Origin of the sequence: Streptomyces sp. NPDC005017 (assembly GCF_042873115.1) — a bacterium.
GTDB lineage: Bacteria > Actinomycetota > Actinomycetes > Streptomycetales > Streptomycetaceae > Streptomyces.
Genome location: NZ_JBIALD010000031.1, coordinates 67,158 through 87,082 on the forward strand (window position 1 = coordinate 67,158; position 19,925 = coordinate 87,082).

General features: G+C 73.1%; 10 protein-coding genes and 3 pseudogenes. 8 read left to right on the forward strand and 5 right to left on the reverse strand.

The features are described from left to right. Window positions 1-21 precede the first annotated feature (21 nt). Both ACFYR0_RS33020 and ACFYR0_RS33025 read left to right on the forward strand, forming a co-directional pair. The gene (locus ACFYR0_RS33020) at window positions 22-900 is read left to right on the forward strand and encodes a hypothetical protein (RefSeq protein WP_389336447.1); all 879 of its coding nucleotides are present in this window, start codon (window positions 22-24) and stop codon (window positions 898-900) included. A gap of 48 nt (window positions 901-948) precedes the next feature. After that, window positions 949-5,568, forward strand: coding sequence for a hypothetical protein (locus ACFYR0_RS33025; RefSeq protein WP_389336450.1), 4,620 nt, complete (start codon window positions 949-951; stop codon window positions 5,566-5,568). 33 nt (window positions 5,569-5,601) lie between these two features. On the opposite strand, the gene ACFYR0_RS33030 is transcribed toward ACFYR0_RS33025, so the two are convergent. After that, window positions 5,602-6,207, reverse strand: coding sequence for a hypothetical protein (locus ACFYR0_RS33030; RefSeq protein WP_389336453.1), 606 nt, complete (start codon window positions 6,205-6,207; stop codon window positions 5,602-5,604). 415 nt (window positions 6,208-6,622) lie between these two features. On the opposite strand from ACFYR0_RS33030, the gene ACFYR0_RS33035 reads away from it, so the two are divergent. The 5 genes and pseudogenes from ACFYR0_RS33035 (at window position 6,623) to ACFYR0_RS33055 (ending at window position 14,630) form a co-directional block, all read left to right on the forward strand. After that, the gene (locus ACFYR0_RS33035; protein WP_389336456.1) at window positions 6,623-9,541 is read left to right on the forward strand and encodes a nitrate- and nitrite sensing domain-containing protein; all 2,919 of its coding nucleotides are present in this window, start codon (window positions 6,623-6,625) and stop codon (window positions 9,539-9,541) included. After that, the gene (locus ACFYR0_RS33040) at window positions 9,538-9,972 is read left to right on the forward strand and encodes a roadblock/LC7 domain-containing protein (protein WP_389336459.1); all 435 of its coding nucleotides are present in this window, start codon (window positions 9,538-9,540) and stop codon (window positions 9,970-9,972) included. Before ACFYR0_RS33035 ends, ACFYR0_RS33040 begins: the two co-directional genes overlap by 4 nt. 9 nt (window positions 9,973-9,981) lie before the next feature. Continuing rightward, window positions 9,982-10,377 carry a DUF742 domain-containing protein gene (locus ACFYR0_RS33045; protein WP_389336463.1) on the forward strand — a complete coding sequence of 132 codons (396 nt, stop codon included), beginning with the start codon at window positions 9,982-9,984 and terminating at the stop codon, window positions 10,375-10,377. 24 nt (window positions 10,378-10,401) lie between these two features. After that, window positions 10,402-14,041, forward strand: a pseudogene (locus ACFYR0_RS33050) (hydantoinase B/oxoprolinase family protein). Continuing rightward, a complete protein-coding gene (locus ACFYR0_RS33055) occupies window positions 14,022-14,630 on the forward strand; it encodes an ATP/GTP-binding protein (RefSeq protein WP_389336466.1) in 609 nt (202 codons plus the stop codon). The pseudogene ACFYR0_RS33050 and the gene ACFYR0_RS33055 overlap by 20 nt, the downstream one beginning before the upstream one ends. A 102-nt stretch (window positions 14,631-14,732) precedes the next feature. Here the strand turns inward: ACFYR0_RS33055 and ACFYR0_RS33060 are convergent. The 4 genes and pseudogenes from ACFYR0_RS33060 to ACFYR0_RS33075 all read right to left on the reverse strand — a co-directional run. Then, a pseudogene (locus ACFYR0_RS33060) lies at window positions 14,733-14,933 on the reverse strand (glycerol kinase); the annotation flags it as partial. Between the two features lie 693 nt (window positions 14,934-15,626). Further along, window positions 15,627-17,276 (reverse strand): EAL domain-containing protein, encoded by a 1,650-nt coding sequence (locus ACFYR0_RS33065; RefSeq protein ID WP_389336469.1) that lies wholly within the window; start codon window positions 17,274-17,276, stop codon window positions 15,627-15,629. A 236-nt stretch (window positions 17,277-17,512) separates the two neighbouring features. Next, the gene (locus tag ACFYR0_RS33070) at window positions 17,513-18,703 is read right to left on the reverse strand and encodes a lipid-transfer protein (protein WP_389336509.1); all 1,191 of its coding nucleotides are present in this window, start codon (window positions 18,701-18,703) and stop codon (window positions 17,513-17,515) included. Next, window positions 18,700-19,125, reverse strand: coding sequence for a Zn-ribbon domain-containing OB-fold protein (locus ACFYR0_RS33075; protein WP_389336512.1), 426 nt, complete (start codon window positions 19,123-19,125; stop codon window positions 18,700-18,702). Before ACFYR0_RS33075 ends, ACFYR0_RS33070 begins: the two co-directional genes overlap by 4 nt. 254 nt (window positions 19,126-19,379) lie before the next feature. Here ACFYR0_RS33075 and ACFYR0_RS33080 point away from each other — a divergent pair. Further along, window positions 19,380-19,885 (forward strand): annotated as a pseudogene (locus tag ACFYR0_RS33080) (M15 family metallopeptidase); the annotation flags it as partial. Between the last annotated feature and the right edge of the window lie 40 nt (window positions 19,886-19,925).

Here is a 19,925-nt window from a genome sequence, read left to right on the forward strand (position 1 = left end):
GCGAAGCAAGGAGCCCAAGCCGTGACCGAGCACGTCGAGTGGAGTGAGCCGGAGACCGCCGCGGCACCGGCGAACCCCGCCGTCACGCCCGCCGACGCCGCCGACGCGGCTCGGCTCGTCGCCTTCGGCCTCCAGCCGAAACTCCAGCCCGCGCGGGACCAGGAGTACACCGGACTGCTGCGGCGCTACCGGGAGGACCCGCCGTTCGCCCGGCTCGCCGACGCAGTGGCCGCCGGGCTGGGGCTGATCGTGCTGGAGGTGTCCCCGCGGGCGGGGATGGCCGTGACCGCCGCCGAGGACTCGGTGTTCGCCGTCCGCATGGGCGACTACGCCCGCCGTACGTCCGCCGACGGCAGCGACCGGTTCCTGCACGGCCTCGCCCACCTCGCGGTCGCCGCCCTCGCCTTCCCGCGCGCCGAGGACCTCGCCGACGACGGCTACATCGGACGCGTCAGCGTCAACGGCGTCGACGCCTTCGTCCGCCAGGCGTGCCGCCGGCTGGAGGAACGGGCCGAGCGGACGGGTGAGAACACCGACCCCGCCACCGACGCGCCCGGTCTCGAGGCCGCCTGGCGGATCTGGGCCAGACGCAGCGCCACCGGTGCCACCAAGGACGCCCGCCGCCTCGCCGGGTCCACCACCGGCATCGTCGGCAAGGCCGTCGCCTTCCTCACCGACTCCGGCTTCCTCCAGCGCACCGGCGACGACCACGGCGGCACGTACCGCACGACCGCCCGCTACCAGCTCCAGGTCCGCGACATGGCCGGCAGCGCCGCCATGGCCGAACTGCTGGAGCTGGGCGTCGTCCCGGTCACCGACGGCACACCGACGCTCCTGCCCGCCGAGGACGGCGACGACCTGGAGCTGGTGGCCGACGCCGGGCTGCCGTTCCACGCATGACCCTTCCGAACCTTTTCTGATCTGCAAGAAGACTGACGAGAGTCCGCCATGTACGAGCTGTCCCGGGTCCGCCTCTACTCCATCGGACCCGCCGGTGCGCGTTACGCCGACACCGTGCTTGACCTGCGGGGCGTGGGCGACGTCGTGCCCGACCCCGCGCCGACGCAGGCGGAGTTCTTCGAGGAGGAGCCCGTCGGCCCGCCGCGTCGCCCTGCGCCCGCGGGCGTGCTCTTCCTGGAGAACGGCGGCGGCAAGTCCGTCCTGCTCAAGCTGATCTTCTCGGTCATGCTGCCCGGCCACCGCAACACCCTCGGTGGCGCCAGCTCCGGCGTACTGCGCAAGTTCCTGCTCGCCGACGACTGCGGCCATGTCGCCCTCGAGTGGCAGCACGTGCAGACCGGCGAGTGCGTCGTCGTCGGCAAGGTCAGCGAGTGGCGCGGCCGCCAGGTCTCCAACGACCCGCGCAAGTTCGCCGAGGCCTGGTACTCCTTCCGGCCCGGCCCCGGACTCAGCCTGGACAACCTCCCCGTCGCGGAGTCCACCGCCGTACGCCCGAGCGCGGAAGGCGCCTCCGGGGCCCAGGGCCGGCGCCGCACCATGAAGGGCTTCCGCGACGCCGTCACCGAGGCCGGCAAGGCGTACCCGCACCTGGAGGTGCACTGGGAGGAGATCCACGAGCGCTGGACCGAACACCTCGGCGACCTCGGCCTCGACCCCGAACTCTTCCGCTACCAGCGCGAGATGAACGCCGACGAGGGCGAGGCCGCCGGCCTGTTCGCGGTCAAGAAGGACTCCGACTTCACCGACCTGCTGCTGCGCGCGGTCACCGACACCCGCGACACCGACGGACTCGCCGACCTCGTCAGCGGCTTCGGCAACAAACTCGGCCGCCGCGCCGAACTGATCGCCGAACGCGACTTCACCGCCGGGTCGGTGGACCTGCTCGGCCGGATCGTCGACGCCACCGAGGGCCGCACCCGCGCACGGGACGTCCACACGGGCGCCGAACGCCGCACCCGTACCCTCGCCCGCCGCCTGTCCGCGCGGAGTGTGCAGGAGCGCAGGCGCGCCGCCGACCTCTCCCAGCGGGTCACCGCCGCCGCCTACGCCGTCACCCACTCCGAGTCGGCCCGGGGCCGCAGCGCCCTGATCGCCGCCGAACTCGCCTACCGGCACGCCTCGCTGGCCCTCGCAGGCGCCGAGAAGTCCGCCGCCGCGCAGAAGCGCGAACTCGCCGACGCGCGCACCCTGCACTCCGCCTGGCAGGCCGCCGAGGCCGTGCTGCGCCACCGCGCCGCCGCCGACCGTGTCTCCCGCGTGGCCGCCGCCATCCAGGAGGCCGAGCGGGACGCCGCGCCCGCCCTCGCCGCCCGCACCAGGGCCGCCGCCGACCTCGTCCGCGCCCTGCACGCGGCCGCCGAGCGCGCCGAGGGCCTCGCCAACGAGGGGGAGGAGCGCTCCGCCGCCCTCCAGGAGGCGGGCGACTCGGCCCACCGCGACGCCACCGCCGCCGCCACCGAGGCCCAGCGCGCCCGCAGCGAGGCCGGCCATCTGCGCCAGCGCCTCACCGAGGTCGAGCAGGAGACCGCGGAGGCCGTCCGCGCGGGCTGGCTCGACGACAGCGCGCCGGACGCCGACCCGGCCCGCGCCGCCCTCGCCGCCAGCGACGCGGAGAAGACCGCCGTCGCCGCCTGGGACACCGCCCGCGAAGCCTCCCGCCGGACCGCCGAGCAGGCCCGTGAGACCGCCTCCGCCGAGTCCCGCGCCGAGCTGACCGCCGCCCGCGCCGCCGACGCCGCCGTCGCCGCCGAGCGCGCCCATGACGGCGAACGCCGTACCGCCCAGGCCCTCGCCGCCGAGGAACGCCTCGCCGAACTGCTGGGACTCGCCGGACACGACGTACGCGGCCCGGTACCGCACCCCCGCCGCGACGAGGCCACGCCCGACGAGGCGCCGCTGAGCGCCGAGGAACTCGACCGCTTCGCCGACGAACTGCGCGAACTGCTCGACGACGCCGTCTCCTCCGCCGAACGCACCCTGTTCGAACTGCGCACCGCGGCCGCCGACGACTCCCGCATCCTCGGCGCGCTCGGCGACGGCGGCCTGCTGCCGCCCGGCCCCGACGTGCTGGCCACCGTCGAGTACCTCGGCGAGCAGGGCATCCCCGCCCTGCCCGGCTGGCGCTACCTCGCCCAGGCCGTCGACCCCGCCGACCACGCGCGCGTGCTGGCCGCCCGGCCCGAACTGGTCGACGGCGTCATCATCACCGACCCCGCCTCGCACGCCCGCGCCCGTGAGGCCCTCCGCGACGCCGCGCTGCTGCCCCGCTCCGCCGTAGCGGTCGGCACCGCGTCCGCCCTGCTCGCCCCCACCCCCGCCCCGGCGGCCGAAGACGGCGACGTCTTCCTCGTCCCGCCGAACCCCGCCATGCACGACGAACACGCGGCCGACGAGGAGCGCCAGGCCCTGCGCGCCCGTGCCACCGAGCGCGACGGCGAGATCCGCGCCCTGGCCTCCCGGCTCGGCAACGACCGCGAACTGGCCGCCCGGCTCACCTCCTGGCGCACCGGCTGCCCCGCCGGACGCCTGCTGGAGCTCGCCGAGGCCGCCCGCGAGGCCCGCGCCTTCGCCGAGGAGACCGAGGCCGAGCTCACCGAGGCCCGTGTCGCCCGCGCCGAGGCCGAGGAGAGCGCCAACGAGGCGGCCCAGGTCCGCGACGAACGCCAGGAGGCCGCGCAGAAGGCCCGCCGTGCCGCCGACGCCCTCGCCGGACTCGCCTTCCGGCTGCGCGAACGCGCCGGCTGGCAGGCCCGGCTGCGCGAACTCGCCGACGAGGCCACCGAGTCCGAGGCCCGCGCCCAGACCTGCCTGGAGCGCGCCCGCGCAGCCGACGAGGACCGCCGAGCCGCCCAGCGCGCCGCCGACGACGCCCGCCGCACCGCCCGTGCCCTGCGCGCCGAACGGGCCGAGATCGCCGGCGCCCCCGACGACGTGCCGGACAGCGACGTGGCCGCCCCCGAGACCTCGCTGCCCGCCCTGCGCGAGGCCTACCGCGCCGCCTCCCAGGTGTACGAGAAGGTCGGCGTGGGCGCCGATCTGCGTGCCGAACAGGCTCGCGCCGAGAGCGACGAGAGCGCCGCCCGCACCGAACTGGACCGGCTGAGCAACAAGGTCCGCACCCGCGCCGAGCAGCTCCTCCAGTCCCCGGACGGCTCCGACGGCCCCTCCCGGCAGGCCGCCGCCGCCCGCGCCGAGGAACTGGTGCAGCTCCTCGAGACCCGCATGTCCACCGCAAGCGAGCAGCTCGGCCGACTGCGTGGCGAGGCCGAGCGGCACGCCCCCGAGGACGGCGACGCGCACACCGAGCTGCCCACGGGGACGGAGCCCCGCGACACCGACCACGCCCAGGCACTGCTGCGCACGGCGACCGCCGAACTGGCCTCCCGCACCGAGGCCCTGGACCAGGCTCGCGAGGCACACACCGAACTCCTCGACGCCCACCGGGCCGCCGAGGACGCGGCCGGCGGCTTCGACGAGATCGCCGCCCTCCTGCGCGACCTGCTGCGCGAGCACGTCACCGAGGAGGAACAGGACGCCCCCGAGCCCTACCCCGGCGGCCTGGAGGAGGCCCGGCAGTCCGCCGCCGAGGCCCGCCGCTCCCTGCGCGGCTGTGCCACCGACCTCTCGGCCGCCGAGGCCGCCGTCCGCGAGGCCGGAGACGTGCTCGTACGGCACGCCAACTCCACCCGCTACGAACAGGTCCGCACCCCGGCCCGCCAGCAGATCCGCGAACTGCCCGCCTCCGCCCTGCCCGAGCACGCCCAGAAGTGGGCCGACGCCTTCGCACCCCGCCTGCGCGTCCTCACCGACGAACTGGCCCAGCTGGAGCGCAACCGCGACTCGATCGTGGACCGGCTGCGCGGACTCGTCGAGTCCGCACTGGCCACGCTCCGGTCCGCACAGCGGCTGTCCCGGCTGCCGGAAGGCCTCGGCGAGTGGTCGGGCCAGGAGTTCCTGCGCATCCGCTTCGAGGAACCCGACCAGGCGACCCTCACCGAACGGCTCGGCGAGGTCATCGACGAGGCGACCCGCGCGGCCGTGAAGAAGAACTCCGACCTGCGCCGCGACGGCATGTCCCTGCTGCTGCGGGGCGTCGGCGCGGCCCTCCAGCCCAAGGGCATCGCGGTGGAGATCCTCAAGCCCGACGCGGTGCTGCGCGCCGAGCGGGTGCCCGTCGGCCAGATGGGTGACGTCTTCTCCGGCGGCCAGCTCCTCACCGCCGCCATCGCCCTCTACTGCACGATGGCCGCCCTGCGCTCCAACGACCGCGGCCGCGACAAGCACCGCCACGCCGGAACGCTCTTCCTCGACAACCCCATCGGCCGCGCCAACGCCACCTATCTCCTGGAACTCCAGCGTGCCGTCTCCGACGCGCTGGGCGTCCAGCTCCTGTACACCACCGGCCTGTTCGACACCACGGCCCTGGCCGAGTTCCCCCTGGTCATCCGCCTGCGCAACGACGCGGACCTCAGGGCCGGCCTGAAGTACATCAGCGTCGAGGAGCACCTCCGCCCGGGCCTGCCACAGCAGCCCCAGGCGGGGGAGTCGGTGCACAGCGAGATCACGGCCACCCGGATGTTCAAGCGTCCGGCACAGGCGAAACCGTAGGGCCCGAAACCGTAGGGCCCGAGGCCGTCCGGCTCAGGAGTGGGAAAGCCGCCCGGTTCGGCCGGGCCGGCCTATCCGTTCCTGGGCTCGCGCCGCGACCCGCGCCTGCCGGCGTGCTCTGCGCCGCTCGCGGCGCAGAGCACGGGCCGTGCTGCTCGGCTCCGAGACCACGCCGTTGCGCTGCTTCCAGACCTGGCGGGTCACCCAGACGTCGAGTGCGCCCCAAGTCGCCACCACGGTGCTCGCGATGCTGCTGAGGACCATGGGAAATGCCAGCCACGATCCGGCCAGGGTGCACAGGAAGGCGATCATCGCCTGTATCAGCGTCAGGGCGATGATCAGCACCGCCCGCACGGCTGCCGTGCGCACCGGATCGGCCAGTCTGCCGCGCCTCGCCTCCTCCTCGACCCAGAGAGTCCTGTGCGCGGCCCGCTGCCGCGCACCCTGATGGCCGCCGGGCCGCTCCGCGCGTGCTTCCTCCGAGGCCTTGCGCACCGCACCCACTGCGGTGCCGGAACCGTCCGTCACCTGGTCCGACCGCACCGGAATGTCGCGATCCGGCGCCTTGGCGCTCGTGGGTGGCGACATCTGTGCCACCGCGCCCTGTCCGGTCGTCCCACGCCGCTCCGCCGTGCCCATCACCGAGTCACTCCCCACCGCCGGCAGACCCTTGCCCGGACCGAAGTCCGGCTCCCCTGCGCCTGCCCGGCTTGCGTCCTTTTATGCCGCCAGGGTGCGGGATGCGGCTCCTGTGGCCGATTCCGCCTCCCCTTCCCGTAGAGACAGACGATCGACGGGGCCCGAAGATTCCCAAGCGCCGAAAATTTCCAGCCAATTGACCTGGTGTCCTGATCACATCCGGACCCGGCCACCATGCCGCTTTCGGGGTCGCAATCTCCCGCAATGAGCGGACAACGCGTCATCTCTCCCCACCGGTGCGGAAGTTCGGATTCCGTATGACCCTTCGAGTTAACTGTTTGTCGGTAGTAGGCTCGCGCCGTTTGTTGACGCACATGTGTGCCCCCTGCCGGTGGGGGCCGAGCTGGGGGAGGCCATGCGCTTTCGCGGGAAATCCATCCGCCGGAAGATCGTGGCGCTGCTGCTCGTGCCGTTGCTGTCGCTGACCGCGATCTGGGCCTTCGCCACGGTACTGACAGGCCGCGAAGCGAGCCGGCTGTTCAGCGGGGCCTCCGTCGTCGAGAAGATCGGCTACCCGGCCGAGGACACCGTGCGCGTCCTCCAGGAAGAACGCCGCCAGAGTCTCGCCTACCTCGCCGATCCCAGGGCCTCCGACGCGCTCGAGGCGCTGCGGCGCAGCAGAGCCGCCACCGACCGCGCCGTCGCCGAGATCCGGGAGAACGCCCAGGACCCCGATCTGGCCGACGCCGTCGGACCCGACACGGACGAGCATCTCACCACCGTCCTCGACGCGTTCGAGGGCATCGAGCCCCTGCGCAGCAGCGTCGAGGACGGCACCGTCGACCGCGCCCACGCGCTCGACCTCTACAACCGCCTCGTCGACCCCTGCTACGAACTCCTCGGCGATCTCCAGGCCCTGGACAACGCGGAGATGGACAAGCAGTACCGCGCCCTGGTCAACCTCAGCCGCGCCCGCGAACTCCTCTCCCGCGAGGACGCCCTGCTCGGCTCCTCCCTGGTCGTCGGCGAGATCACCCGCGGCGAGGCCCGCGATCTCGCCGCCCTCGTGGCCCAGCGCACACTGCTCTACGACCTCAACCTCCCGCTGCTGCCCTCCGCCGAACGGGACCGCTACACCCGCTTCTGGAAGAACGCCGCCACCGCACCGCTGCGCGTCGCCGAACAGGCCGCCGTCGGCGCCGGGTCCGGGCAGCCGCGCGATGTCACCGTCTCCAGCTGGGACACCGCCGCGGGCGACGTCCTCGACGAACTCGCCTCCCTGAACGACCAGGCCGGCAACCGCTACCAGGACCGCGTCGGCCCGTTCGTGACGGACGTGATCGTCAAGGCCGTCATCGCCGCCGTCCTCGGTCTGATCGCCCTGCTGGCCTCCCTCGTGGTGTCCGTGCGCATCGGCCGCGCCCTCATCCGCGACCTGCGGCAGCTGCGCCTGGAGGCCCATGAGGCGTCCGGCGTCCGCCTGCCCAGCGTGATGCGCCGCCTGTCGGCCGGTGAACAGGTCGACGTGGAGACCGAGGTCCCCCGCCTGGAGTACGACAAGAACGAGATCGGCGAGGTCGGCCAGGCCCTCAACACCCTCCAGCGCGCCGCGGTCGAGGCCGCCGTCAAGCAGGCGGAACTGCGCGCCGGCGTCTCCGAGGTCTTCGTCAACCTCGCCCGCCGCAGCCAGGTCCTGCTGCACAAGCAGCTCACCCTGCTCGACACCATGGAGCGCAGGACCGAGGACACCGAGGAACTCGCCGACCTCTTCCGCCTCGACCACCTCACCACCCGCATGCGCCGACACGCCGAGGGCCTGGTGATCCTCTCCGGCGCCGCCCCCTCCCGGCAGTGGCGCAAACCCATCCAGCTGATGGACATCGTCCGGGCCTCCGTCGCCGAGGTCGAGGACTACGAGCGCATCGAGGTGCGCCGACTGCCCAGGGTCGCCGTCACCGGCCCCGCGGTCGCCGACCTCACCCACCTCGTGGCCGAACTCCTCGAGAACGCGACCGTGTTCTCACCCCCGCACACCGCCGTCCACGTCCTCGGCGAACGGGTCGCCAACGGCTTCACCCTGGAGATCCACGACCGCGGCCTCGGTATGGCGGCCGACACCCTGCTGGACGCCAACCTGCGGCTCGCGGAGACCCCCGAGTTCGAACTGTCCGACACCGACCGCCTCGGTCTGTTCGTGGTCAGCCGGCTCGCCCAGCGCCAGAACGTCAGGGTCGCCCTCCAGCCGTCGCCGTACGGCGGCACCACGGCCGTCGTGTTCATCCCCGACGCCCTGCTGACCGACGACGTCCCCGACACCAACGGCATCGGCTTCCGCCTCGACCGCCCCCGCAGCGCGAAGGAGGCCGACTCGGCGGGAAGCCGCAGGACCGCGCTCTCCCAGGTCCCGACCCAGCTGCCCGGCCTCACGGCTTCGCTCCTGGACGGCCCGGTCGAGCTCGAGGCCCCCGTCGACCTGGACAGCATCGGGGACTTCCCAGGCGCCCTCGGCGACGAGGACAGCGAACGCGGCGGACTCTTCCGGCCACGCCGCTCGATCGCCCTCCCCGAGGCGGACACCGAGGACGGCGCCCTCGCGCCGTACGACGGCCCCGCGCCCCTGGACGCCGTCGATCTCACGGACGGCGACGATCTCGGAGGGGCCGTGCCGCTGCCCCGCCGGCGGACACCCAAGCTGGTCAGCTCGCACGGCCGCCCGGTGACCGGATCCCGCTTCCGCCGCACGGCACCGGACGACGACCGCCTCGGCGCCACCGGCCGCGCCGAGCCGGCCGGGGACGGCAGCGGCCCCTCCGGCCGGCCGCTGCCCGACGGAGACCGTCTCCCCGCTCCTTCCGGGCGGTTCCCGTCCGACGGCCCCGCCCCGCTGCCCACACGCCGACGCACGGACCGGGGCGGCACCGAAGGCCACCGGGCCATCCCGACGGGCATCAGGACGGAGCCCGCACCGGGAGCGGCCACGCCGGGCACGCCCGCGACAGCACCCGAACTGCCCCGCCGCTCCCGCCCGGCTACCCCCACCAGCAGCGCCCCGGACGACTCCCCGCGCCGCACCGGTGCGGCGGAGTCCCCGTCCGGCAACGCCGCCCTGCCCCGCCGCGTCCGGCAGGCCAACCTCGCCCCCCAGCTGAGGCAGGACCCGGAGCGGCGCTCCGAGGACCGGGCCGACCCGGCCGACCGGGACGCCGACCAAGTACGCAGCCGTATGGCCTCGCTCCAGCGCGGCTGGCAGCGCGGCCGCCAGGAGAACGCCGAGGGCGACGACGCCCACACCGGCGCAGCATCGCAAGGAACGACTAAGGGGGACGGTCGATGACCGCACCGAACACGACCGGCCGCACGGACACCGGCAGGGGCGAGCTGAACTGGCTCCTCGACGAGCTGGTCGACCGGGTCGCGAGCATCCGCAAGGCTGTCGTGCTGTCCGGCGACGGTCTGGCCACCGGGGTCTCCAAGGACCTCACCCGTGAGGACAGCGAACACCTGGCCGCCGTCGCCTCCGGCTTCCACAGCCTGGCCAAGGGCGTGGGCCGCCACTTCGAGGCGGGCAGCGTCCGGCAGACCGTGGTCGAGCTCGACGACGCCTTCCTGTTCGTCACGGCAGCCGGGGACGGCAGCTGCCTCGCCGTGCTCTCGGACGCCGACTCCGACGTCGGCCAGGTCGCCTACGAGATGACCCTGCTCGTCAAGCGGGTCGGCGTGCATCTGCGGACCGCTCCGCGCACCGATCTGCTCCCCGGCGGGTAGTGAGATGGCATGAGCGCTGACGGTCAGGCACACAGCCACTGGTTCGACGACGAGGCCGGCCCCGTAGTCCGTCCGTACGCCATGACACGCGGCCGGACCAGACACGCGGCCCAGCACCGCCTCGACCTGATCGCGGTGGTCGTCACCGAACCCCACGCGGACGATCCGGAGGCCGACCCGACGCTGTCCCCGGAACACACCGAGATCGTCGGTCTGTGCCGGGACACCCCGCAGTCGGTCGCCGAACTCGCCTCCGAGCTGAACCTGCCCGTCGGAGTCGTGCGGGTCCTCGTCGGCGATCTCGTCGACGGGGAGTTCGTCCATGTGACCCGTCCCGTCCCGCCCGCCGAGCTGCCGGACGAGAGTATTCTGCGCGACGTGATCAACGGCCTCCGGGCACTGTGAACCGTGCGGAAGCGGGGTGAGGGCGTGACGGGCTGGCAGTTCTGGGTCGACCGGGGCGGCACCTTCACGGATATCGTCGCGAGGCGCCCGGACGGCCGGCTGCTCACGCACAAACTGCTGTCGGAGAACCCGGCGAGCTACCCCGACGCCGCCGTCGCGGGCGTGCGTGAGCTTCTCGGCGACTCGCGGGAGACCGTCGAAGCGGTCCGCATGGGCACCACCGTCGCCACCAACGCCCTCCTGGAACGCAAGGGCGAACGCACCGTCCTCGTCGTCACCCGCGGCTTCCGCGACGCGCTGCGCATCGCCTACCAGAACAGACCGCACATCTTCGCCCGCCGCATCGAACTGCCCGAACTGCTCTACGAACGCGTCATCGAGGTCGACGAACGCGTCGCCGCGGACGGCACCCGGCTGCGGGCACCCGACCTGGACACCCTCGCCGACGCCCTCCGACAGGCCTACGACGACGGCATCCGCGCGGTCGCCGTGGTCTGCCTGCACAGCCACCTCCACCCCGCCCACGAACAGGCCGTCGGCGAACTCGCCGCCCGCGTCGGGTTCCCGCAGATCTCGCTGTCCAGCGAGGTCAGCCCCCTGATGAAGATCGTCCCGCGCGGTGACACGGCGGTCGTCGACGCCTACCTGTCGCCCGTGCTCCGCCGCTACGTGCGCCGGGTCGCCGACCACCTGGACGGCGTACGGCTGATGTTCATGCAGTCCAACGGCGGACTCGCCGAGGCCGGGCAGTTCCGCGGCAAGGACGCCATCCTGTCCGGCCCCGCCGGCGGCATCGTCGGCATGGCCCGCATGTCGCAGCTGGCCGGCTTCGACCGCGTCATCGGCTTCGACATGGGCGGCACCTCCACCGACGTCTCCCACTTCGCCGGCGAGTACGAACGCGTCTTCACCACACAGATCGCCGGTGTCAGGCTGCGCGCGCCCATGCTGGACATCCACACGGTCGCGGCGGGCGGCGGCTCCGTCCTGCACTTCGACGGCTCCCGCTACCGCGTAGGGCCGGACTCGGCGGGCGCGGACCCCGGCCCGGCCTGCTACCGCGGCGGCGGCCCGCTCGCCGTCACCGACGCCAACGTCATGCTCGGCCGCATCCAGCCCGCGCACTTCCCCGAGGTGTTCGGGCCCGACGGCGATCAGCCCCTGGACGCCGCGCTCGTCGGAGAACGCTTCACCGCCCTCGCCGACGAGATCCGCGAGCGGACCGGCGACGACCGGACCCCGGAACAGGTCGCCGAGGGCTATCTGAGCATCGCGGTCGCCAACATCGCCAACGCCGTCAAGCGCATCTCCGTCCAGAAGGGCCGCGACGTCACCCGCTACGCCCTCACCACCTTCGGAGGCGCGGGCGGACAGCACGCCTGCATGGTCGCCGACTCCCTCGGCATCCGGACCGTCCTCGTGCCGCCCATGGCGGGAGTGCTGTCCGCACTCGGCATCGGTCTGGCCGACACCACCGCCATGCGCGAACAGTCCGTGGAGGCCCCGCTGACCGCGGCCGCCATGCCGGACGTGCTGAAGACGGCCGACGGCCTTGAGCGCGCCGCCCGCGCCGAACTCCTCGCCGAGGACGTCCCCGACGAGCACGTCCGCGTCACCCGCCGCGCCCAACTGCGCTACGACGGAACCGACACCACTCTCACCGTCGAGCTTGCCGACCCCGACGCGATGAGGCACACCTTCGAAGAACGGCATCGCGCCACCTACTCCTTCGCCCTCGACCGGCCCGTCGTTGTCGAAGCCCTCTCCGTGGAAGCCACCGGCATCACCGAACCCCCCGACCTGTCCGCCCTCGCCCCGTACGCGGGCAGCCCCGCCGCACCCGAGACCGTCCGCCTCCACACCGGCGGCGCCTGGCGCGACGTACCCCTGCACCGCCGGGAGCACCTGCCTCCCGGCGAGCCCGTCGACGGCCCCGCGATCATCAGCGAGGCCGGCGCGACGACCGTCGTCGACGAGGGCTGGCGGGCCACGGCGACCGACGGCGGGCAACTGGTCATGGAACGCGCGGCGGTCACGCAGAGTTCCCAGGCCGACACGAAAGTGGATCCGGTCCTGCTGGAGGTCTTCAACAACCTCTTCATGTCCATCGCCGAACAGATGGGCGCCCGACTGGAGTCCACCGCCCAGTCCGTCAACATCAAGGAGCGCCTGGACTTCTCCTGCGCCCTGTTCGACCCCGACGGAAACCTGGTGGCCAACGCCCCCCACATCCCCGTCCACCTGGGCTCGATGGGCACCAGCGTCAAGGAGGTCATCCGGCGCCGCGGCCCACGGATGCGGCCCGGGGACACGTACGCCGTCAACGATCCGTACCACGGGGGCACCCACCTCCCCGACGTCACGGTGATCACGCCGGTCTTCGGCCCGGCCCCGGACGGCGACACGCACAGTGACCGCATCCTGTTCTACGTCGCCTCCCGAGGCCACCACGCCGAGATCGGCGGGATCGCCCCCGGCTCCATGCCCGCCGACAGCCGCACCATCGACGAGGAGGGCGTCCTCTTCGACAACTGGCTGCTCGCCGAGAACGGCCGCTTCCGCGAGGAGGAGACGCTCCGCCTGCTCACCGAGGACGCGCCCCACCCCTCCCGCAACCCCAGGACCAACCTCGCCGACCTGCGCGCCCAGATCGCCGCCAACCGCAAGGGCGTCGACGAGGTCACCCGCATGATCGACGAGTACGGCCTCGATGTCGTCCAGGCCTACATGCGGCACGTCCAGGACAACGCCGAGGAAGCGGTGCGCCGGGTCATCGACGCCCTGGACGACGGCGGTTACGCCTACGAGACCGACTCGGGCGCCGTCATCCGCGTCCAGGTGCGCGTCGACCGCGCGGCCCGCTCGGCGACCGTCGACTTCACCGGCACCTCGGCCCAGCTGCCCGGGAACTTCAACGCGCCCTACGCGGTGGTCAACGCGGCCGTCCTGTACGTCTTCCGCACCCTGGTCGCCGACGACATCCCCCTCAACGACGGCTGCCTGCGCCCGCTGACGATCGTCGTCCCGCAGGGCTCCATGCTCGCGCCCGAACCGCCCGCCGCGGTCGTGGCCGGCAACGTCGAGACCTCCCAGGCCATCACCGGCGCCCTCTACGCCGCGCTCGGCGTCCAGGCCGAGGGCTCCGGCACCATGAACAACGTGACCTTCGGCAACGCCCGCCACCAGTACTACGAGACCGTCGCCTCCGGCTCCGGAGCGGGCGACGGCTTCCCCGGCGCGAGCGTCGTACAGACCCATATGACCAACTCGCGGCTGACCGACCCCGAGATCCTCGAATGGCGCCTGCCCGTCCGGCTGGAGGAGTTCTCCGTCCGGCGCGGCAGCGGCGGCCCCGGCCGCTGGCCGGGCGGCGACGGCGCCCTGCGCCGCATCCGCTTCCTGGAGCCCATGACCGTCTCCACGCTGTCCCAGCACCGCCGCGTACCGCCCTACGGCATGTCCGGCGGCGAGCCCGGCGCCCTGGGCGCCAACCGTGTGGAGCGCGCCGACGGGAGCGTCACCGAACTCGGCGGAAGCGACGCCACCGACGTGGGCCCCGGCGACGTACTGGTCGTCGAGACCCCCGGCGGCGGAGGCTACGGGCCGCCGTCGCCCCACCCCCCATCGAGCAGGAGAACAGAACGATGATCTTCGGGCGTTCTGAGCGCGCCAAGCCACCGGTCGAGCCCGTCACGCTCAAGATCCTGGTGGCCGGCGGCTTCGGCGTGGGCAAGACGACCCTCGTCGGCGCGGTCAGCGAGATCAAACCGCTGCGTACCGAGGAACTGCTCACCGAGGCGGGCCGCCCGGTCGACGACCTCAGCGGCGTGGAGGCCAAGCACACCACGACCGTCGCCATGGACTTCGGCCGGATCACCCTGCGCGAGGACCTGGTGCTCTACCTGTTCGGCACACCCGGACAGGAACGCTTCTGGTTCATGTGGGACGAGCTGTCTGAAGGCGCCCTCGGAGCCGTGGTGCTCGCCGACACCCGCCGGCTGGAGGACTGCTTCGCCGCCGTCGACTACTTCGAGCGCCGCTCCATACCGTTCGTCGTCGGCGTCAACTGCTTCGAGGGCGCCGCGCATTACCCGCCCGACGACGTCCGCCGCGCCCTCGACCTGGACGACGACGTGCCCGTGGTGCTGTGCGACGCCCGCGAGCGCGAGTCGGTCAAGGAGGTCCTCATCGGCGTGGTCCAGCACGCCATGGTCGTCGCCGCGAGCCACCGCGCCGAGGCCGTCGCCACCTGAGAACGGCGCAACCGCGCCTCGGCTCCGACGGCCGCGCACGGCCCGTACCGCCGCCGACCGGGGTACGGGCCGCGATCCACGAGAACATGCACGCGCGCGTGGCTACGCGTGCCCGTCCTCCCGCCGGCCGAAGCTCTTCTCCACGGCCTTGCGCCAGTTGCCGTACTCCCGGTCACGCACCGAGGCGTCCATCGCCGGGGTCCACTCGGCGTCCTTCTGCCAGTGCGACCTCAGCTCGTCCAGGTCGTTCCACACCCCCGTGGCCAGACCCGCCGCGTACGCCGCGCCCAGACAGGTCGTCTCGCCCGAGGCCCGCGCCTTGGAGTGCCCGAGGGTGACGGCGGCGCAGACACCGGCGCCGAACAGGATCAGGATGGCGGTTCCGATGACCTCGCCGAGGAAGACGTCCCCGTTGTTCATGGCGGCTCCCAGGCGCTCGGCCCTGGGCCCGGACGCGGGGTGTTCGACCCCGGCCCTGCCTTCAGGGCGCGTTTCCTTGGGGCCTGTGACTCCCGTGGCTCCCGTGTCGAGGACAGCCGAAGGCAGGGAGGGTCCCGCGCCCCGCCCGGCGTCCGTGACGAGCGTGCCGTGGCAGCCGAATCGCCCCGTGCGGAGGTGGGCCAGGGCGGCGCCGAGCCTGCGGCGCATGCCGGATTACGCCGAGAATGTACGGCGATTTCGGCTGACGCGGGAAGTTTTCACCGGCACTCGAGGGGCGTCAAGGTCGCCGACGACAACGGTGACACCGGCTTGAACGGATGTCCGCGGCAGGCAGGTTGCCACCGGCACGGCGTGCGTCCGACGCCGAGGCCCGACTCCCGTCGCTGACCCCCATCGCCGACCACCGGAGGCGCGGCCACCCGAAGGCCCGTTCACCGCTCAACGGCCATCGACGGCCCGTTCACCGCTCAACGGCCATCGACGGCCCGGTCACCGCTCACCGGCCGCCGAAAGGCCCGGTCACCGCTCACCGGCCACCGGAGGCCCGGCCGCCGTTCACCCCAGAGGCTCGGCCACCGCGAACCCCGTATGGCTGGCCGTCGGCCCCGGGCCACGCCGGACCTCGTGGCCCGGCAGCCCGGCCCGGCCGAGCACCCAACTCGCCCCGTTCAGCGACTTCGCGGCCTTCTTCAGGGGCGCCAGACAGGCCGCCGCCTGCCGGTGGTCCATCACGGACCCCGGAGCGCACACGACCGTGGCCAGCGACAGCGTGATCGGCCGTCCGCCCGCCGACCAGGGCGCGTCCAGCACCGAGGCCGCGAGCGGATCGAGGCCGTCCGGATCGGCGAGGACCAGGAAGTCGTCCCCGCCGATGTGGCCCACCCGGGTGCTGTCAGAGGCCACGTGCCGGAGCGCACGGCCGACGGACCGTATGAGATCGTCGCCCGCCGCGAACCCGGCCCCGTCGTTGACCTGTTTGAAGTGGTCCACGTCCAGCCAGCTCAGCGCGAAGGACCGGCCGTCCGCGATCCGCCGGTCGACCTCGCCGGTGATCGCGTCGGAGCCGGGCAGCCTGGTCAGCGGATTGAGCCCGGCCGCCTCCTCGACCCGGGACTCGGCCAGCGCCCGCACCAGATCGGCCAGCCGTACGACACCCACGCAGCGCCCGTACCGGTCGACGACGGCCACGTCCTCCGGGGTACGGTCCCGGCCCCCGTCGGCGACGACGTCCAGCACCTGCCAGGCTGTGGCGTCGGCCCCCACGACCCGCGGCACGTCCCCGAGCCGGGCCGCGGGCCGGTCGGCGTACAGGGCGTGGCCGTAGCGCCCCGACAGCGACAGCAGGAACCGGGACCGGTGCAGGGATCGCACGGGCACTCCGTCCCGGTCCACGAGCAGTACCCCGGACACGTCCGGCGAGCCGGTCAGCAGGGCCCGCACCTGCCCTGCGGAGACGGTGTCGGGCAGCAGTGCGGCGGGCCGCACGAACTCCCGTACCGACGGCCCCGGCCGCGACCTCGACGCGGCCTCGGGGGAGCGGAGCGGAACGTACACCTCCGAGGCCGGCAGCCGGGCCGGCGGCGCGAACAGTTCGCCCTGACCCAGTTGGGCTCCGGCGGCCACGGCCCGCCGGTACTGCAACTCGGTCTCCACGCCCTCGACGGACAGCAGCGCGCCGAGCTGATCGCACAGGGTGCGCATAGCCCGGATCGCCGCGGGCCGTGCCAGCAGCGCCCCGTCGAGCTTCACCAGGTCGGGTGCCAGGTCGACCAGCAGCCGCACGGGGAGATCACCGTCCCCGACCCCGTCGACGCTGAGCCGGAAACCGGCGTCCCGCAGCGCGGCCGCCGCGTCGAGCAGTGCCTGCTGCGGGACGTGGGTGAAGGGCGGCCCGATGTCGACCGTGATCTCCCAGGGAAGTCGTCCCGCCTGGCGCACCGCCTCGTGCAGCGGCCCGAGACCGCCCAGGTCGGCGAGGGTGCCGGCGAACACGTTCAGGTGCAGCGGCAGGAGCGTCTCCTTGCGTGCCGCGGAACGCACCGCCAGCACGGCGAGCCTGCCGTCCAGTTCGGGGTCCCGACGGGCCTCGGCCAGGATGTCTCCCGCCTCGGGGCGTGCCAGAACCTCCAGTGCCGCGATCCCGCCGGTGGTGAGGTTGACCACGGGCTGGAAGGCGAAGCGGAGAGTATCCGTCCAGGGGTGCACGGGAGCATGATGGCGCTGTCCATGAAGACCCAGGCGCAGTTCATGAGACGTTCACGCATCCTTTCTGGCTGCTCACAGAGCGTAGCCATTGCTTTCGGGAAGGGGCCACATGCGTGTGAGGAAGCGGCGGTGAAATCCGTGATGAAGCCGGGGGACGGCCGGAGTCGCGGCGATGCCGTCGTCATGAAGCCAGGGGCAGACCGGAGTCGCGGCGATGCCGTCGTCCGCCCCGCCGCTCAGCGCACGGCCACCACCGCCGAACCGTGCCCGAACAGGCCCTGGTTGGCGGAGAGTCCGACGCGAGCCCCCTCGACCTGCCGGTCCCCCGCGGTTCCCCGCAACTGCCAGGTCAGCTCGCACACCTGGGCGATCGCCTGGGCGGGAACGGCCTCGCCGAAGGAGGCCAGTCCGCCGCTGGCGTTCACCGGTACGCGTCCGCCGGGCGTCGTCTCACCGGTTCCCAGCAGCTTGGCGCCCTCGCCCTCACCGCAGAGCCCGAGGTCCTCGTACCACTGCAACTCCAGCGCGGTGGACAGGTCGTAGACCTCGGCGAGGGAGAGGTCCCGGGGTCCGACGCCCGCCTCCTCGTAGGCCGCGCCGGCGATCGACGCGCGGAACGTCTCCTGGCCGGGCGCCACGGCCGCCGCGGAGTCCGTGGCGAAGTCGGGCAGGTCCAGGACGGTGTTGGGGTACCGCGGCGTCACCGTCGACACGGCTCGGATCCGCACCGGCCGCGCCACTCCGTGGCGGTGGGCGAAGTCCATGCTGGAGAGCACCAGCGCCGCCCCGCCGTCGGAGGTCGCGCAGATGTCCAGCAGCCGCAGCGGATCGGCCACGACCGCCGATGAGGCGACCTCCTCGGCGGTGACGCGTCTGCGGTAGCGCGCGTTCGGATTCAGCGCCCCCGCCGTGGAGTTCTTCACCTTCACCTGGGCGAAGTCCTCCGGCGTGTCCCCGTACACGGACATCCGTCGGCGCGCGTACAGCCCGAAGTACAGGGGATTGGTCGCCCCCAGCACCCGGAACCGGAGCCAGTCCGGATCGTCGGGCCGGTCCCCGCCCGCCGGACGGAAGAACCCTTTGGGAGCGCAATCGGCCCCCACCACCAGGACGACGTCCGCGAGCCCGGCGAGGATCTGCGCCCGCGCGGTGTTCACCGCCTGGGCCCCTGACGCGCACGCCGCGTACACGCTCGTCACGCGGGCCCCCTGCCAGCCCAGCGCCCGGGCGAAGGCCGCACCCGCCACGTGCCCCGGATAGCCGCCGCGGATCGTCCCCGCGCCGACGATCGAGCCGATGTCGCGCCAGTCCACCCCCGCGTCGGCCAGCGCGGCCCGCGCCGCCGCCGCGCCGTACGCGACGAAGCCGCGGCCCCACTTCCCCCAGGGGTGCATGCCCGCCCCCAGTACCGCCACGTCCGCCGTCATGTCCTCACCCCCGTCGGCCGCCAGTGCCATGTCGTCCAGATCGTCTCGTCGTCCTCGTGCAGCACGCCGGGCACGGCCTCCACCTCCATGCCCACCGCCAGATCCGCGACGGTGACCCCGGCTGCCGCCTGCCCCAGCACCACCATCCGCTCGGATTCCAGCTCCACCGCGATCAACGCGTACGGAACCCAGGGAAGTTCCCGATCGGTCACATACGGTGACGGCGGCCGGTAGCGCGCGTCGGTGTACGACCAGACGCGTCCGCACCGGGAGAGCGGGTGCTCGGCCAGCTCGCCCCCGGCGCAGGCGGGATTGCGGCAGTGCGTGTCCTCCCTGGGGAAGAACACGGACAAGCACGCGGAACACCGGGTTCCGAGCAGTCGGAAGGATTCCCCTTCGCCGGTGAACCACCCGGCGACCACAGGCACGCGTGTACGTGACAAAGGACCTCCCCACGTCCGAATCTGATGAAGGGTCAGAAGTGTGCCACGGGCAACCACGAACCGGCAGAGCGAATGAGTGAACCAAACGCGCCACATTCGGCGTCGTGGATACCGGAGGGACGGGCGAGGCCCACGGGGGTGGCCCCGGCCGTCCCTCCGCTGCAGCAGAGCGATCGGGCCACGGCCCGTCAGCGGCGGACACACACTGCGGTGCGGCGCCCCGGCCCGTACCCCGTCCGCACGCCGATCGCACGCACCGAACGCCGCTCCTTCTCCCACGGAGATCCGTCAGAAGGGCCCTCGACGCCGAGGACACGAAGGCCGAGTTCTATCCGGACGTGGACAAGAGCCGGCTCTTCGACGACGGCTACATCGCCGCCAAGTCCGGCCACAGCCGCGGCTCCACGGTCGACCTCACCCTCGTGAAGCTCCCCGTCCGCCCGACCCGCCCCGGCGAGCCCCTGGTGCCCTGCTACGCGCCCCAGAAGGAGCGCTTCCCCGACAACTCCGTCGACATGGGCACGGGCTGCGACTGCTTCGACACCAGGAGCCACACGCTCGACCCCCGCGCCACCGGCGCCCAGCGCGCCAACCGGCTCCACCTGAAGGCGACCCCGGAGGGCCTCGGCTTCGTGAACCTCGCCGGGGAACGGTGGCACTACACCTACAAGCGCGAGCCGTACCCGGACACCTACTTCGCTTCCCCGTCGCCGCCGGTTCGCTCACCGGGCACCACTGAGACGCCGGACGGCACCGCCCTCTCCGTGATCGGATACAGT

Excerpts from the sequence above, each read along its gene's own strand:
- ACFYR0_RS33055 (WP_389336466.1), top strand. The coding sequence starts at position 14,022 with ATGATCTTCGGGCGTTCTGAGCGCGCCAAGCCACCGGTCGAGCCCGTC.
- ACFYR0_RS33030 (WP_389336453.1), bottom strand. The coding sequence starts at position 6,207 with ATGGGCACGGCGGAGCGGCGTGGGACGACCGGACAGGGCGCGGTGGCA.
- ACFYR0_RS33070 (WP_389336509.1), bottom strand. The coding sequence starts at position 18,703 with ATGACGGCGGACGTGGCGGTACTGGGGGCGGGCATGCACCCCTGGGGG.
- ACFYR0_RS33040 (WP_389336459.1), top strand. The coding sequence starts at position 9,538 with ATGACCGCACCGAACACGACCGGCCGCACGGACACCGGCAGGGGCGAG.
- ACFYR0_RS33035 (WP_389336456.1), top strand. The coding sequence starts at position 6,623 with ATGCGCTTTCGCGGGAAATCCATCCGCCGGAAGATCGTGGCGCTGCTG.
- ACFYR0_RS33045 (WP_389336463.1), top strand. The coding sequence starts at position 9,982 with ATGAGCGCTGACGGTCAGGCACACAGCCACTGGTTCGACGACGAGGCC.
- ACFYR0_RS33025 (WP_389336450.1), top strand. The coding sequence starts at position 949 with ATGTACGAGCTGTCCCGGGTCCGCCTCTACTCCATCGGACCCGCCGGT.